Raw genomic sequence first — 15,761 nt, 5'->3', positions numbered from 1 at the left:
GATTATTCACCTCCCTGAAGTCTAGCTTTGGCCACAGACGCCACCCATGGACGATGGCTCTCTTTACTTATGATTTCATTACGTAAGCGAACCATGGTTAATGTCGCAAAGAAAAATGCAAAACCGAGAATATTAATCAAAAGAGGCCATAGCATATCGCTAGCAATCGATGGTTTCGCAAATTTAGTGATGGTTGCACCTTGATGAAGCGTGTTCCACCACTCCACAGAAAAATGGATAATAGGCAGATTGACCACTCCGACAATCGCCAAGATACCCGCCGCTTTGGCTGCTGTCCTCTGGTCATCAAAGGCCTGATAGAGCGCAATCACGCCCAAATAAAGAAATAAGAGAATTAACTCAGAGGTAAGGCGAGCATCCCATACCCACCATGCACCCCACATAGGTTTGCCCCATATGGCTCCTGTAACTAGTGCTATAAAGGTATAAACCGCTCCGATAGGAGCCATCGCTGAAGCGGCCATATCAGATAACTTCATTTGCCATACCAAACCAATAAAAGCAGCGATAGCCATAGACATATACACGCCCATCGACCAAATGGCAGCTGGAACATGTATATAGATTATTCGAAAGCTATCACCCTGTTGGTAGTCTGCAGGAGCAAAAGCCAGCCCCCATAACGAACCTAGAGATAAAAGCAGTAACGACAATATCGCAAACCAAGGTAGCAACTTACCACATAGACGATAGGCAGCTTCAGGCTTAGCATAAGGATGGAGCCACTTCCACATTGTTATTCTCACTCTCATTTCAATGTTGTTTTGGTCTCTGTATCTGACCGATATATTGTTATTATGTCGCTTAGGGAAAAAAGGATGTCTTGTTCTTGATCAAAATCCACTAGTTAACGCTTACTCTAAGAGCAGAAGCAATTGCAAAAGGTGTTAAGGTTATTGACCCCACCAACATAGCCCCAAGAATAGCCAACTGACCTTTATACGCCATTCCCAAAGACGCGGCATCAATTGCAGATGTCGCAAATATCAATATTGGGATATAAAGCGGCAGAACAAGCAAACTCAGTAGCACCCCGCCTTTTTGTAACCCGACAGTCAAAGCAACACCAATTGCACCGATAAAGCTTAATGTTGGCGTACCAACGAGCAAAGTTGCTACGACTGCTAGCCATGAGTTGAAATCTAGGGAAAGTAGGATGGCTAAAAGTGGACTGATCAAAATAAGGGGGAATCCAGTCAGCATCCAGTGGGCGATCACTTTAGAAATAACAACCACAGGCAGAGGCAAAGGCATCAACATCAACTGTTCCAAAGCGCCGTCCTGAAAGTCATCTCTAAACAACCTTTCTAAAGAAAGGAGTGCGGACAAGAGTGCTGCCACCCAAACGATACCTGATGCAATACGAGCCAACAAATTAGGCTCAGGCCCGATGCTTAGAGGGAATAAGGTGATAACGATAATGAAAAACCACAGCGGGTTAAAAATATCTGCCTGACGACGAAAGGCTATCAGAAGTTCTCGCTGAATAATGCGATTCATTGCTGCAAGCATGGCTCATTACCTAAAGTGATTTTTTTCAATCTCGGGTGGTCGGTAAACATATCCTGATGGGTCGTCAAAAGGACGATACCTCCCTTATCAATATGCTCAAGAAAAAGTGATTCTAGAACCCTTACACCTTGCTTATCAATCGCGGTCAAGGGCTCGTCTAAAATCCAAAGCTTGTGCTGGCTGAGCCATAAGCGAGCAAGTGCTACCCGACGCTGCTGACCAGCAGACAATTTAGCCACTGGCACATCTTCACGCCCCACCAACCCAACTTTCATTAAAGCCTTGTATATGCTTGCCTTATCTATTGAGTGGTCAGAATGAAGATTAAGATAGAAGCGTAAGTTTTCATAAGCGGTCAATTCACGCTTTATGCCTGTTTGATGCCCCAAAAACAGCAAATCTTGATGAAAGGATTCTCGGTTTGACTCAATGCTTTGCCCGTTCCAAAACACGTTGCCACTTTCACGTTCAGCAAGTCCAGTGATAATACGTAATAAGGTCGTTTTCCCCGTTCCGTTTCGACCTTCCACTTGCACTAAATCTCCATCATTTAGCGTAAATGAAAGTGACTCAAACAACACTTTACTGTCTCTAACGGCAGTAAGCTGGGATGCTTCTAACATGTATATTCGCTGCTTAAAATCAATGGCGCTATAGTAACACAGCCATACTGACACTAAATAGAATTAGGCCGCAGTCCATCACGAAACACCGTAAGTTTATGTAAATAATCTGCCATATTTCATACAAATACAGGCTGAGTATTAACACTTAGACACAAAAAAGGATGCCTGTGGCATCCTTTAAATTCTGTATTAAGATTTTTTCCTAGCTCTTTTGGATAGTGAAGACTGACTACCCTGAGAGTCAGAACTAAGAGGAGGCACTTTCTCTTTACCTGCTATTTTTTTTTGCAAAGAGAGCATCAATTCAGCTTCAGCTTTGGGCAACTCACATTCTTGGATAAGTTCATTGACGTCAGCGCCAAGTTGCACCATCTTAGTCGCCCTTGAATACAAACGTCCGTCACCATCTTCTTGCTCAAGTTCGGCAATCCTCTCATTGAGGTGCTGGATAATATCTTGCTGTTCGCTTACCCTTTGCCCCAACCCAACCACTACAGAACGGACTTCAAGAAGCTGCTTGTTCGCTTTCTGTAACTCTTTGTCTAAATACCGACTCTTCTGCTGCCAATGATCTGATGTAACACTTTGATTTTTCTTCAGTCGCAATATGAAGACCGCCAAGAGTATAACCATTACCAACGCAACCACTCCCGCTATTGCAGGAGCATTGGTCAAAACAACTGCTTCCATTATAGATGAGCCATCTCATCCCATTCTTCATCAGTTAGCAGTTTGTTCAAATCCACAAGAATGAGCAATTTACCATCACGGTTGCTAACACCCTGAATGAACTTAGCACTTTCGTCAGTACCCACACTTGGAGTGGTGTCGATTTCAGAAGACCTCAAGTACACAACTTCTGCCACGCTATCTACTAGAATGCCTATCACTTGGTGCTCAGACTCAATCACGATAATTCGAGTATTATCCGTGATTTCGCCTTGCATCAAGCCAAAGCGTGAGCGGGTATCAATAACAGTGACAACATTACCACGCAGGTTGATAATCCCAAGAACATAATCTGGGGCACCTGGTACTGGAGCAATCTCTGTGTAACGCAGTACCTCACGCACTTGCATTACATTGATACCATAGGTCTCTTCTTCTAGTTGGAACGTCACCCACTGAAGTACTTCGTCGTTTGACTGGTCCTTTCTCACTTCGACTTCATTCGTTTGAGACATACCTATTCCTCTCTAAGCCAAAATCGGCATAAACGTTTTATTTGTCCAAGGCTTTTACATCAAGTCCTGCATTAAGCATAGCTATCAATGCTTCAACATGGATCAAAGCACACATTTTTTCTTTGACCATACCCGCCAACCAAGGTCGTTTCCCTGCAGTTTTACGCCAGCGCACCTTGCCTGGATCTAGCGACTCCGTCCCCATAAGTTGAGTCGAAGCCAATCCCCACATACTTTCATCCAGCATAACAATATACTGATATTCATCTTTATACTTTTCATCGGATAGCTTCTCAGACATAACCCATTTTGCCGTGTCTACCACATCAAGCTGTGCGTCTCGCCCTGTTTGTAACCCCAAATACCAATCAGGGCGACCAATAAGATGATTAAGTTCAGCAATTCGATGAATTCCACCTAACTCATCAAGAGAAACGGCAAAAGTCACACCGTTTACATCAAAATATAGAACCTGAAACTCTTGGTCGCGTATGGTGGAACGCCAAACTCCTGATTCACCATCACCTGACTGAACTTGTGGCTGTTCAGAAACCTCTTCGACCGTTTCAACTTCTGGTTGTGCTGGTGCTATCTCAACCTCTGGCTGCGCTACTTTCTTGGCTACTACTTCTTCTTGAGGTTCTACATCAATCTCTGGTGCTAAGTTTGGCTCTTCTGTGGGCCAGTCTTGTACTTCTTCAACAACCGTATTGGTTTCTGATATCTGATCCGTATTTTGCTCCATCACTTCTTCAAGCTGGAGCTCGGCGACTGGGTTAGTTGACTCCAACTGCTCTAAAAGTCGCTCAACATCATCGAGATTGGGTAATTCCACCTCCACCGCAGGTGGAGCATAGTGAGACTCTTCTTCTTGTGGCAGCGCAGCAGGCTCCAACTCAAACATTGGATCTGTGTAGTTTTCTGGAGAGTCTAACTTTTCATCAACTTCTAATGATTCATCCAAGAGTGCTGAAAAATATTCTTCCAGCGCCTGTTCACTTGAGATCAAGGTGTTGCTACTCATTCACAGCCAACCTTTCTAAATAAATTAACAGCTGTTTATAGGCAAAAACTCCACGGCTTCCAGAAGCAAAATGTGATACTGGAAGATGCTTTAAACTCGCGTCTCTGAACTTGGTATCAATGGGTACTGCCGATGTCCACACCTGTTCAGGGTATTCTTTTTTCAACTTTTGCAACGTCTGTAAGGATGCATTAGTCCGTTTGTCGTACATAGTCGGAACAATGGTGACGTTAAATGCGTTATCGCGTGATTTCTGCATTATGGCTAACGTTCTCACCATCCTCTCTAACCCTTTCATCGCCAAGAATTCGGTCTGCACTGGAATTAAGATACGATTACTTGCTGCCAACGCATTAACCATCATCACTCCGAGTATAGGCGGACAATCAATCAAAACATAATCATAGTGTTGTTCAATCGCCATTAATGCTCGCTTGAGTATCAACCCCATACCGCTTCTATTACCCATTACTCTGTCTAAAGTCGCCAGAGACATATGAGCAGGAACGATGTCTATACACTCTACATCCGATTTCATTATCAGAGGCAACACAGTGTCTTCACTGAATTCTTTTAATTGAAAAAGGTCAAATAAACTTGCCTCGACGCCGTCAGGATCATAGCCCAAATATGTGGTCAGAGATGCATGAGGGTCAGTGTCGACTAACAACACACGCTTACCCTGCTTGCTTAGCAATCCAGCAAGTGTAATAGTCGTTGTCGTTTTACCAACACCGCCTTTCTGGTTTGCAATACTCCAAACAATCATGCGTTACCCCTAGGACAAACCTACTTCAACTAGCATACGCTCTGCTATCCGATCCAACGGTAAATCTTCAGTCGATAAGCCTGCTTTTGCAACGGCTTGTGGCATACCATATACCACACAGCTATCCTCGTCTTGCGCCCAAATCGTCGCGCCCGCACTTTTCAGCATTCGGGCTCCTTCTCTGCCATCAGCTCCCATACCGGTTAGTACCATCGATAGTACTTGATCGGAATAAATCTTAGCGGCACTACCAAAGGTGACATCGACACAGGGCTTGTAATTCATTTTTTCGCCGCCATCAATCACGCGGAGCTTGGCTGAACCTGGACGTCCATCGATCATCATTTGTTTTCCGCCAGGAGCAAGATATGCCACACCAGGCTTAAGTGAATCGCCATCTTCAGCCTCTTTAACTTTGATTTTACACAAAGAATTTAAACGACTCGCGAAGGCTGCCGTGAAAGTGGCTGGCATGTGCTGTATGAGTAAAATCGGATGAGGGTAGTTCGCAGGCAACTGGGTCAGAATTTTTTGCAGAGCCACAGGGCCACCCGTAGAGGTTCCTATTGCCGTTAGCTGATAACGCTTCCCTGTCGATTTAAAACGTCCAGCGGATGAGGGTTTTGTTGGCGCTGCAGGTTTAGTCGTTCTCTGAGCTGAAGAAGCAGGTGCAGAAATAGCGGAAGGGGCTGCTGGCTTACTTGCAGGCCTTCTCATAGAGGAACGACGAGAAGAGATTTCTATCACTCGCTGCTGTAGTAATGACACTGCATCATCGCGGTTACGAGCAATATCTTCAAACTTCTTGGGTAGAAAATCTAGCGCTCCTGCATCTAAAGCATCTAGAGTAGCTTTTGCTCCGTCATGAGTAAGTGATGAAAACATCAGTATTGGAATTGGACCTTTGGCCATGATTTCACGAACGGCAGTGATACCATCCATAACTGGCATTTCTATGTCCATAGTGATCACGTCAGGCTTAAGACGTAATGCCTTATCGACCGCCTCTTTGCCATTGGTCGCCACATCCATCACCTCTAGGCGAGGCTCTGCGTTAATTATCTCGCTGACTCGGCGACGAAAAAAACTCGAATCATCAACTACTAAAACTTTAATCGCCATAGTTATCCTTTATTATTCTGCGACTTAGATTCGAGAAGCAGCTGCATACTGCTTGAGCAAATCTGGAACGTCCAAAATCAGAGCAATATGCCCGTCACTGGTGATCGTCGCACCGGCCATGCCCGGCGTTCCTTGAAGCATACTGTCGAGAGGTTTGATAACCACTTCTTCTTGCCCTATTAAAGTATCAACGACAAATCCAACTCTCTGGCTACCAATTTGCACAATAACGACATGTCCATGGCCTTTGCGAAGCTCCATATCTGCGGATTTAGGAGCTAGCCAGTTCTGTAGATAAAACAGAGGTATAGACTTTTCTCGAACAATGATGGTTAGCTGTCCATCGACAACATTGGTTCTGCTCAAATCAAGATGGAAAATTTCATTCACACTCGCCAACGGAAGTGCAAATGGGTTGCCTGCAACCCCTACCATCAGGGTTGGCAAGATAGCGAGGGTCAAAGGCACTTTGATCGTAATCTTAGTTCCTTTGCCCATTTCAGAGTCAATGTCGATAGAGCCATTGAGTGTATTGATGGCGGTTTTCACCACGTCCATACCTACACCACGCCCTGATATATCTGAGATTTCTTCTTTACTTGAGAAACCAGGCATAAAGATGAGGTTAAAACACTCTTTGTTCGTTAAACGTGAGGCCGCATCTTCGTCCATCATTCCACGTGAAACCGCAATTCCTCTTAGTTTCTCTGGGTCCATACCGCCACCATCATCGACAATGGCCAATTCAATATGGTCACCTTCCTGAGAGGCTGAAAGAATTACTTTACCTTGCTGAGGCTTACCAGCCTTGACACGATCGTCCGGCATCTCAATACCATGGTCTAGCGAGTTACGAACCAAGTGAATCAGTGGATCCGCTAACGCTTCAACTAGGTTTTTATCGAGATCGGTTTCTTCCCCACGCATCTCCAAATTGATGTCTTTTTTCAGAGTACGGGCTATATCGCGCACAACTCGAGGGAAACGGCCAAATACCTTTTTGATCGGCTGCATTCGAGTCTTCATTACCGCGCCTTGAAGATCGGCTGTTACTACATCAAGGTTTGCTACCGCTTTCGCCATTTCTTCGTCGTTACTATTTAACCCCAAGCTAAGCAAGCGGTTACGAACCAATACCAACTCACCGACCATGTTCATAATGGTATCAAGTGTCGAGGTATCGACCCGAACGGTGGCTTCGGCTTGAGGCTGGGCTTTCTTAGCTGGCGGCGCTGCTTCTTTCTTAGCTGGCGGTGCTGCTTTTTCCGCTGGTTTGGCAGATGCTGCCGCTGGCTGTTCTGCTTTCGGAGCTGGAGGAGGCGTTTCTTCTTTTGGCGCTTCAGCCTTAGCAGCAGGAGCGGCATTCTCTGAAGCAGGTTTACTTGCTGCGTCTAGCTCTTCAATCGTCGGGCCTTTGCCTGCGCCATGAATATCATCGAGTAATTTATCAAAGTCGTCATCGGTCATTAAGCCATCATCACCACCTTGAGGTGCTGCGTCGGCTTTGGTTTCTGCTGGAGGGGTACCTCCTTCTTCTCCTGGCCCCTTACCTGAACCATGCAGGTCGTCTAACAATTTTTCGAATTCATCGTCGGTGATATCACCGCTATCAGCCGCTGGTGCCGCAGCGCCACCGTCTGAACCTGCATCATCAGCTGGAGAAGCCCCCTCTCCGTGCAGTTCATCGAGGAGTTTATCAAACTCATCTTGGGTAATTTCATCAATAGAACCGCCATCACCACCCGAAGCTTCAGGTTCAGCGGGCGCTGCAGGTTCAGGGGCGGCAGGCTCTTCTGCAGGCGCACTTGCTTCAGCTTCGCCGCCACCAGCTTCGTCTTCAGACTGAGGCTTGCTTAGACGATGTAACTCATCCAAAAGAGCCTGATCTGCCTTTGGTAAAGGTTCACGCTCCTGCACTGCCTGGAATTGTTCGTTAACTGTATCTAAAGCGGTGAGCATGGTGTCCATCAGGCCCGAAGAAACATCTCGTTGGCCATTACGTAAGATATCGAACACATTCTCTGCACCGTGGCAGGTATCGACCAGTTCCGTCAGTGCCAAAAATCCTGCACCACCTTTAACTGTGTGGAAGCCCCGGAAAATTGCATTGAGCAGATCTTTATCATTTGGATTATTTTCAAGTTCTACCAACTGCTCTGAAAGAAGCTCTAGAATTTCCCCTGCTTCAACTAGAAAGTCCTGTAGAATATCTTCGTCTAATTCATAACTCATAAGTTACCTCTAAAACCCAAGACTCGAGAGTAAGTCGTCAACTTCATCTTGTGATGCAACTGCGTCTTCCCTTTCATGAGCGTTGAGTATTGGCCCCTCTGGGTCTATCGATGATTTATTTTTATTATGTTCCGCTTCTTCAAGCTGCTCCGCACCGAATGCGGTCAGAATCTCAACAAGCCGGCCTTCTACTTCATTGACTAAAGTGATCACTCTACTAATAATCTGACCAGTTAAATCTTGGAAGTCCTGCGCCATAAGAATTTCTGTCAGTTGTCCTCGCAGCTCAGAACTGTCCCCTTCTACTTCACCTAGTAACTCATCAATACGATGGCAAAGCACTTTGAATTCAGCAAGCTCAATCCTTCCGTGCATGAGCTCATTCCATTGAGGGCGAACTTTAAGTAACCCCTCATGTAAATTATCCGCAATCGGCATGCACCTATCGACTGCATCCATAGTTTTATTGGCCGCCGTTTCCGTTTTATCAATCACGTACTGAAGTCGGTCCTTCGCATCAGGAATTTCAGCATTTGCTATCGCACTAATGCGGTCGTCCCCACTGAATTGTTTTAAAGACTCATGCAAATCACGAGTTAACTCACCGATTTCTTGAAAAACCGGATTAGGAGAACTTTCCTGTATACTCACCACAAGTTTGTCAGCTTCTTCTTGCTGATCACTTTCTAACAACTCTACGAGGTGCTTCGCCTGTTCTAATGAAATCATTCTGAATTGGCCTTTCGCGTCCCTGCGTCAATTTATTGACTTATAAACGTTCGAAGATTTTATCTAATTTTTCTTTTAGTGTTGCTGCAGTGAACGGCTTAACTATATAACCGTTTACACCAGCTTGCGCCGCTTCAACTATCTGTTCACGCTTCGCCTCCGCCGTGATCATCAATACTGGTAAATGCTTCAGCTCATCGTCGGCGCGAATATGCTTTAGAAGGTCTATCCCCTGCATACCAGGCATGTTCCAATCCGTCACAACAAATTCGAAATCACCTTTTTTGAGCATTGGTAACGCCGTTAAGCCATCGTCCGCTTCTTGTGTATTGTTAAACCCCAAGTCGCGAAGTAGGTTCTTAACGATACGGCGCATTGTTGAAAAGTCGTCAACAATAAGGATCTTCATATTTTTATTCAAAATTGCCTCCACTGAGTTCTATGTCAGTGATTTCTAGTCATCGTTTGTCCAAACACTTAGCTTTGTGCGTAGACGTTGCATTGATTGGCTCAGTATCTGGCTTACGCGTGATTCGCTAACGCCAATTACTTCACCGATTTCCTTCAAGTTTAACTCTTCATCGTAATAAAGCGAAAGAACAAGAGCTTCTCTTTCAGGTAGTGATTTAATAGATTCTATCAGAGCGGTGCGAAAATACTCATCTGCTACCCCTTGAAATGGGACATTTTCTTCGTCTGCATCTTCGTGAGAAATCGCATCTTCTGACACCCCTAAATCGTCCATACCAATAAGACGAGAACAATTTATATCGGCCAAAGCACTATGGTATTGTTCTAGACTCATCTCCATCCGTTTGGCGACCTCTGCATCTGTTGGGTCTCGATTAAGCTCACCTTCCAGTTGAGAAATAGCTTGGCTAATTTCACGACTGTTTTTGTGTACCGAACGAGGCACCCAATCTCCACGACGTATATCATCAAGCATAGCACCCCGAATGCGAATGCCAGCATAGGTTTCAAAACTTGCTCCTTTGCTACCATCATAATTTTTTTGTGCTTCGAGCAGCCCTATCATTCCTGCTTGGATAAGATCCTCAACCTGAACACTCGGTGGCAAACGACCGAGCAAATGGTGAGCAATGCGTTTAACGAGCACTGAGTATTTTTCTAAAAATGCTCGTCGGCTGTCTTGATTTGCGTGTTGGTCATAGGTCAATGCCTTATTCACCAAATGGTTCCTCTAACATCTCTGTTGTATGAAGTAAGCGTTCTACAAAAAACTCCAGATGTCCACTCGGGGTATTGGGAATCGGCCAAGTTAATGCTTTATTTGCCAAAGACCCAAGCGCTAATGATGCAGGTGACCGGGGAAATGCGTCCACTACAATCTTTTGTTTTTTAACAGCTTGTCGAACTTTATCATCTAATGGGATACATGCTACGAGCTCGATACCAACATTCAAGAATCGCTCTGTGACCAAAGTCAATTTTGCGAACAATTCTCTCCCTTCACGATAGCTTCTGACCATATTAGCAACAATTTTAAATCTTTGAACTTGATGCTCATTACTTAAAAGTTTAATCAAAGCATAAGCATCTGTAATAGATGAAGGCTCATCACAGACCACCACGACCACATCTTGGGCTGCGCGTGAAAAACTCACTACCATGTCTGAAATTCCAGCTGCAGTATCAATAAGCAAGACATCCATCTCATCTTCTAGAGTACCAAAAGCGCGAATGAGCCCAGCGTGCTGTGCATGGGACAATTCCGTCATTGCCTGTGTACCCGATGTTGCTGGTATTATCTTGATTCCATATGGTCCTTCAACAATAGCATCTTTGAGCTCACACTCCCCCGCTAGAACGTGCCCTAGATTTTTCTTTGAGCGTATCCCAAGCATAACATCGACATTTGCCAACCCAAGATCGGCATCCAAAACCATAACCTTTTTGCCTTGTCGGGCCATACACATAGCCAGCCCTAAGGTTACATTGGATTTGCCAACCCCACCTTTTCCACCTGTGACAGCAATCACTTTGGTAAGAGAAGGTTGTGTTAAACGACGTAGTCCACTCGCTTGGTCTTGTATCATTTTTTTCGTCATAATCGTCCGCCGCCTAGAACCTTTCTACTTCACTGTTCCAATAGTGAGGTTCATTATCTGTCGACTTCTCTAACAATTCGTTTGCTTTCGCTACCATGTATTTGGGCTGAGCTATCACTATGTCTTCTGGAACTCTTTGCCCATTAGCGATGTAGGCCACTGGTAGCGCATTTTGCACAACGACACTTACAAACTCACCGAGACTTAACGATTCATCTAATTTAGTAAGGATACACCCTGATAGAGGAATCCTCTGGAAATGATCGATAGTTTCTTGCAAAACTTTTCTTTGAGCTGTCGCAGGCAACACAAGATAGCTATGAATAACTTCTCCACTTTCGTGCATTAATGTATCTAATTGTTCGGATAAACGTACGTCTCTTTGCCCCATACCTGCGGTATCAACAAGAATTAAACGACGGTTCCTCAATTGGTAAATTACATCGGCTAACTCTTTGGAATCTTTAGCAACTTTTACGGCACATCCCATGATTCTTCCGTAAATGGCTAACTGCTCATGCGCACCAATCCGATAAGTGTCTGTGGTAACTAGTGCGACATTATCTGAACCGTATTCCATCGCTGCTCTTGCCGCTAGCTTAGCCACCGTCGTAGTTTTTCCCACTCCTGTAGGCCCAAGCAAAGCAACAACCCCACCACGCTTAATGATATCTTGCTTCGAAATCGGCACTTGATCTGACACTAGGCCAAGCAAAGCTTTCCACGCTTTCGTTGGCGCAGTATCTTCTGGTATATAACAGGCTAACTGATCAGCAAGATCTGCAGACACTCCCATCCGCTCCAAACGTTTGATAAGCATGGCTCTTAATGGCTCACGACGCTCGACTTCTTGCCACATGAGGCCAGAAACCTGATGCTCTAGCAGTCGACGAATCGAAGTCATCTCTTCGCGCATTTCTTCTAGCTCGTCATTACCCGCTGCTGATTCATCTTTACGATTCCGCTCATAACGACTTGGGTCCAGGCGCAGCTGCTGTTCCCCACTTTTATCTTGAGCAATAAGTTTGGCGAGAGGAGAGTCTTCACGAAGCTTTACACCATTGACCTGATTGTTCGCATTCGACTGCCGTTTGAGCAGTGAAGACAGTGAATCGGGATTGTCTTCTTCACTCTCCCGCCTATCTGCTGTCGCGTCACTATATTGTTTCAGCATGTGGGCAAAGCGCTTTGTCATAGAGCCATTGCCAGCTTTGGCTTGTAAGCTAACTTTGTCTTCCTCTAGCGCGCGCTGTTTACTGACAGTAGCGTTTTTATTCGCAGTAGTCTGAGCATTACTTTGACGAGGCTGCGATGCTTTTTTGGCCGCTGAACGAGCAGCAGCTGTTTCATTATCAACCGCTGCAACAATTTCTATGCCACCAGCGACTTTTTTATTCGACATGATAACCGCATCATCGCCTAACTGATGTTTCACTTGCAGCAAAGCGGTGCGCATGTCTTTAGCAAAAAATCGTTTAATCTTCAAAGTCTATGTCCATCTTCTAGCACGTCCGCGACTTAGTTACCTACAGCTTGAACAATGCGTATTTGCTTCTCGTCTGGAATCTCCTGATAGGAGAGTACTCGCAGTGATGGAATTGTGTTCTTGACGAATTTCGCCAGCGTAGAACGCAACACCCCAGAAGTGAGAAGAACTGCTGGCTCTCCTTTCAACTCTTGCTCTTGAGTGGCTTGAGTTAACGAAGATTGCAGTCGCTCTGCTAAACCGGGTTCGATTCCAGCAGACTCTCCTCCAGACGCCTGCATTGTCTGGTGCAATATCTGTTCCAGCTCTGGAATCAAAGTAATCACTGGAAGCTCAGGCTCTATCCCATTGATTTCTTGAACAATTAATCTCTTCAATGAGATGCGAACAGCTGCTGTTAAGATGTCAGGTTCTTGACTCTTACTTGAATACTCAGCCAAAGTCTGAACTATGGTCCGTATATCTCTAATCGGCACGGCTTCATTGAGTAAGTTTTGTAATACCTTGACCACAACACCCAATTGCAGTTGGTCAGGAACAAAACTCTCTACTAGTTTCGGCGTACTTCGGCCAAGCATTTCAAGTAAATTCTGCACCTCTTCATGACCTATCAGATGAGAGGCATTATTGGTGAGAAGTTGACTCAAATGTGTAGCCAGAACCGTTGAAGAATCAACGACTGTATAGCCAAGAGCTTGAGCATGCTCACGCTGGTCATCCTTTATCCAAGTGGCTTCCAGCCCAAAAGCTGGGTCAATAGTCGGCTCACCCTCTACCATTCCGTACACTTGACCTGGGTTTATCGCCAGTTCCATGTCAGGTCGGATTTCTGCTTCTCCAACTGCAACTCCCATTAAAGTGATTCGATAACTATTTGGAGTGAGCTCAAGGTTGTCACGGATATGCACCGCAGGAATCAGAAATCCAAAGTCCTGTGAAAGCTTTTTACGAACGCCTTTAACCCGCTCTAGCAGCTCTCCCCCTTGTTCCTTATCTACCAAAGGAATTAAACGATAGCCTACTTCAAGTCCTATGATATCAACGGGTTGGACATCATCCCAGGAAAGCTCTTTTGGAGTGGGGACTTCTTTATCTTTACTCGCCGGAAGCTTGGCCTTGTCAGCATTTTGTTTCTGTTTTCTATAGATCCAATAAGCCGCTCCACCTGCTAACACGGCGAGAAGCAGAAAAGCAAAATGAGGCATTCCAGGAACAAGGCCCATTATACCGAGAATGCCAGCCGTTATCATCAGAGCTTTGGGGTTATCAAACATCTGAAAGACGACTTGCTGCCCCATATCCTCATCAGTATTTTGACGGGTTACCATAATGGCTGCGCCAATAGACAGCAGAAGTGATGGAATTTGGGCGACCAGACCATCACCAATAGTCAACAAGGTATAGATTTGGATTGCTTCACCAAATGGTAAATCATACTGAATCATTCCTATCGATAAACCACCGATAATATTAATAAATAAGATCAGAATACCTGCAATTGCATCACCTTTAACAAATTTTGACGCACCATCCATCGAACCGTAGAAATCCGCTTCTTTCGTCACTTCTTGACGACGGGTACGCGCTTGGTCTTGGTCAATTAGGCCTGCATTGAGGTCAGCATCTATCGCCATTTGTTTCCCGGGTAAAGCATCCAATGTAAATCGGGCACTCACCTCAGAAATACGACCAGCACCTTTCGTAACTACCATAAAGTTAATGATCATCAAGATAAGGAACACCACCAGACCAACCGCGTAGTTACCGCCAATAACCACACTACCAAATGCCTCAATCACGCTACCAGCGGCGCTGGTTCCCTCATGACCATAAAGTAAGACAACACGAGTAGAAGCAACATTTAGCGCCAAACGCAATAGCGTGGCGATAAGAAGCACAGTCGGAAATGCCGCGAAATCCAAAGGTCTGCGTGTATAGACGGTAACCAGTAGTACTACCATCGCAAGCGCTATGTTAAAAGTGAAAAATAAATCCAGTAAGAATGGTGGAATGGGCAATACAACCATTGCCAACGTCGCCAATACCATAATAGGAGCGCCGACCGCAGGCATTGCTCTTTGGGGTATGGATGGTAGCTTGTTAGCAAATGGTAAATTAAATTTCATGGCGATAGACGGAATGATTCAACCCAAATTGAAAGACTTGGATGAGAATGCAAATATTAGTCCAGATAAAGTGTCAATTTTATGGCTTACTTTCTAATGCGGCTAAGGTAGCCAAATATTTAATAATTATCGACTAACTAAGTTCAAAAGGCGTTTATCTCAGGGTGGATATTAAGAACCAGCTCACCACGACCACTAGTGGCATCATACTCAACACAAGCCATGCCTGATGTGGGAAACATGGGCGGGTTGATATTTGGTACAAACTCGGAAGTCAAATATCCTACCAGGGGCAAATGGGATACCATCAGAATAGACTTAGGCTTCTCTACTTCCGCAACGGCAGCAATATAATCACTAACACGTCGTGCATCACCATACGGCGTTATATCATCACAAACTTTAACCTGTTTAGTATCAAAATGTGATGCTATTGCTTGCCAAGTTTGCTGCGCTCTCAAATAGGGGCTAACCAAGACCATATCTAAATGACCATAACCGTTATTTACGCACAACTGAGCAGTATTGACTGAGTCTCTTTTGCCTTTCTCTGTTAAGGCTCGTTCTGCGTCTGTATCGGCATAGTGTTCAGCTTCACCATGACGCATGATCAGTATTTTCATTCGTTGTTCCTGTTAGCAAGATTGTTTGGATAGAGCCTATTTAGTAATAGTGACACACATGTCTTAAATGGCCGATAATTATATCAAGCACATAGCTCAGGACTTAGACTTTCTTAACATTCTTGATGTATAGATTAAGAAATTGTGTATGCTTATATGTGGTAGGAAAGAATTTGCTTGTGCTCGTGTCCATTTAACTGCTGTTCGTGGACACCTTTCATCTCAATATTCGTCGATG

At 44.9% G+C, this 15,761-nt stretch carries 17 protein-coding genes; 1 reads left to right on the top strand and 16 read right to left on the bottom strand.

Features of this window, described 5'->3' with window-relative positions; translation table 11 throughout:
• Positions 1-2: 2 nt before the first annotated feature.
• From DPF90_RS12825 to flhA, 15 genes are all read right to left on the bottom strand, one after another.
• Positions 3-755, bottom strand: a complete 753-nt coding sequence (locus tag DPF90_RS12825) for a heme ABC transporter permease (RefSeq protein WP_114786749.1) — start codon at positions 753-755, stop codon at positions 3-5.
• A 109-nt stretch (positions 756-864) separates the two neighbouring features.
• A complete protein-coding gene (gene ccmB, locus DPF90_RS12820; protein ID WP_114786748.1) occupies positions 865-1,533 on the bottom strand; it encodes a heme exporter protein CcmB in 669 nt (222 codons plus the stop codon).
• On the bottom strand, positions 1,518-2,156 hold the full coding sequence (gene ccmA / locus DPF90_RS12815) for a cytochrome c biogenesis heme-transporting ATPase CcmA (protein ID WP_114786747.1): 639 nt from the start codon (positions 2,154-2,156) through the stop codon (positions 1,518-1,520). Before ccmA ends, ccmB begins: the two co-directional genes overlap by 16 nt.
• Positions 2,157-2,348: 192 nt before the next feature.
• Positions 2,349-2,849, bottom strand: a complete 501-nt coding sequence (locus DPF90_RS12810) for a DUF2802 domain-containing protein (protein WP_114786746.1) — start codon at positions 2,847-2,849, stop codon at positions 2,349-2,351.
• Positions 2,849-3,343 (bottom strand): chemotaxis protein CheW, encoded by a 495-nt coding sequence (locus DPF90_RS12805; protein ID WP_114786745.1) that lies wholly within the window; start codon positions 3,341-3,343, stop codon positions 2,849-2,851. Before DPF90_RS12805 ends, DPF90_RS12810 begins: the two co-directional genes overlap by 1 nt.
• A gap of 37 nt (positions 3,344-3,380) precedes the next feature.
• Entirely contained in the window at positions 3,381-4,367 is a 987-nt protein-coding gene (locus DPF90_RS12800; protein ID WP_114786744.1) for a chemotaxis protein CheW, read from the bottom strand.
• On the bottom strand, positions 4,360-5,136 hold the full coding sequence (locus DPF90_RS12795) for a ParA family protein (protein ID WP_114786743.1): 777 nt from the start codon (positions 5,134-5,136) through the stop codon (positions 4,360-4,362). The genes DPF90_RS12800 and DPF90_RS12795 overlap by 8 nt, the downstream gene beginning before the upstream one ends.
• 9 nt (positions 5,137-5,145) lie before the next feature.
• Positions 5,146-6,258 carry a protein-glutamate methylesterase/protein-glutamine glutaminase gene (locus tag DPF90_RS12790; RefSeq protein WP_114786742.1) on the bottom strand — a complete coding sequence of 371 codons (1,113 nt, stop codon included), beginning with the start codon at positions 6,256-6,258 and terminating at the stop codon, positions 5,146-5,148.
• A 24-nt stretch (positions 6,259-6,282) separates the two neighbouring features.
• Positions 6,283-8,490, bottom strand: a complete 2,208-nt coding sequence (locus DPF90_RS12785; RefSeq protein WP_114786741.1) for a chemotaxis protein CheA — start codon at positions 8,488-8,490, stop codon at positions 6,283-6,285.
• A 9-nt stretch (positions 8,491-8,499) separates the two neighbouring features.
• Complete coding sequence (locus DPF90_RS12780) at positions 8,500-9,219, bottom strand: protein phosphatase CheZ (protein ID WP_114786740.1); 720 nt, start codon at positions 9,217-9,219, stop codon at positions 8,500-8,502.
• A gap of 40 nt (positions 9,220-9,259) precedes the next feature.
• The gene (cheY, locus tag DPF90_RS12775) at positions 9,260-9,628 is read right to left on the bottom strand and encodes a chemotaxis response regulator CheY (RefSeq protein ID WP_114786770.1); all 369 of its coding nucleotides are present in this window, start codon (positions 9,626-9,628) and stop codon (positions 9,260-9,262) included.
• A gap of 45 nt (positions 9,629-9,673) precedes the next feature.
• The gene (locus DPF90_RS12770) at positions 9,674-10,408 is read right to left on the bottom strand and encodes an RNA polymerase sigma factor FliA (RefSeq protein ID WP_114786739.1); all 735 of its coding nucleotides are present in this window, start codon (positions 10,406-10,408) and stop codon (positions 9,674-9,676) included.
• Positions 10,401-11,288, bottom strand: a complete 888-nt coding sequence (locus DPF90_RS12765; protein WP_114786738.1) for a MinD/ParA family protein — start codon at positions 11,286-11,288, stop codon at positions 10,401-10,403. The genes DPF90_RS12770 and DPF90_RS12765 overlap by 8 nt, the downstream gene beginning before the upstream one ends.
• A gap of 13 nt (positions 11,289-11,301) precedes the next feature.
• Complete coding sequence (gene flhF, locus DPF90_RS12760) at positions 11,302-12,774, bottom strand: flagellar biosynthesis GTPase FlhF (RefSeq protein WP_114786737.1); 1,473 nt, start codon at positions 12,772-12,774, stop codon at positions 11,302-11,304.
• 32 nt (positions 12,775-12,806) lie between these two features.
• Positions 12,807-14,846, bottom strand: coding sequence for a flagellar biosynthesis protein FlhA (gene flhA, locus DPF90_RS12755; protein ID WP_240314514.1), 2,040 nt, complete (start codon positions 14,844-14,846; stop codon positions 12,807-12,809).
• Between flhA and DPF90_RS20465 the strand changes: the two genes are divergently transcribed.
• Complete coding sequence (locus DPF90_RS20465; RefSeq protein ID WP_240314516.1) at positions 14,746-14,997, top strand: hypothetical protein; 252 nt, start codon at positions 14,746-14,748, stop codon at positions 14,995-14,997. The genes flhA and DPF90_RS20465 overlap by 101 nt on opposite strands.
• Positions 14,998-15,043: 46 nt before the next feature.
• Here DPF90_RS20465 and sixA read toward each other — a convergent pair whose 3' ends face one another.
• Positions 15,044-15,523: a phosphohistidine phosphatase SixA gene (gene sixA, locus DPF90_RS12750; protein ID WP_114786735.1), complete on the bottom strand. Its 480-nt coding sequence runs from the start codon at positions 15,521-15,523 to the stop codon at positions 15,044-15,046.
• Between the last annotated feature and the right edge of the window lie 238 nt (positions 15,524-15,761).

The organism is Vibrio tetraodonis (assembly GCF_003350295.1).
GTDB classification, from domain to species: domain Bacteria; phylum Pseudomonadota; class Gammaproteobacteria; order Enterobacterales; family Vibrionaceae; genus Vibrio; species Vibrio tetraodonis.
Note: the sequence above shows the minus strand (reverse complement) of the source record. Positions and strands in the feature narration are given on the sequence as shown.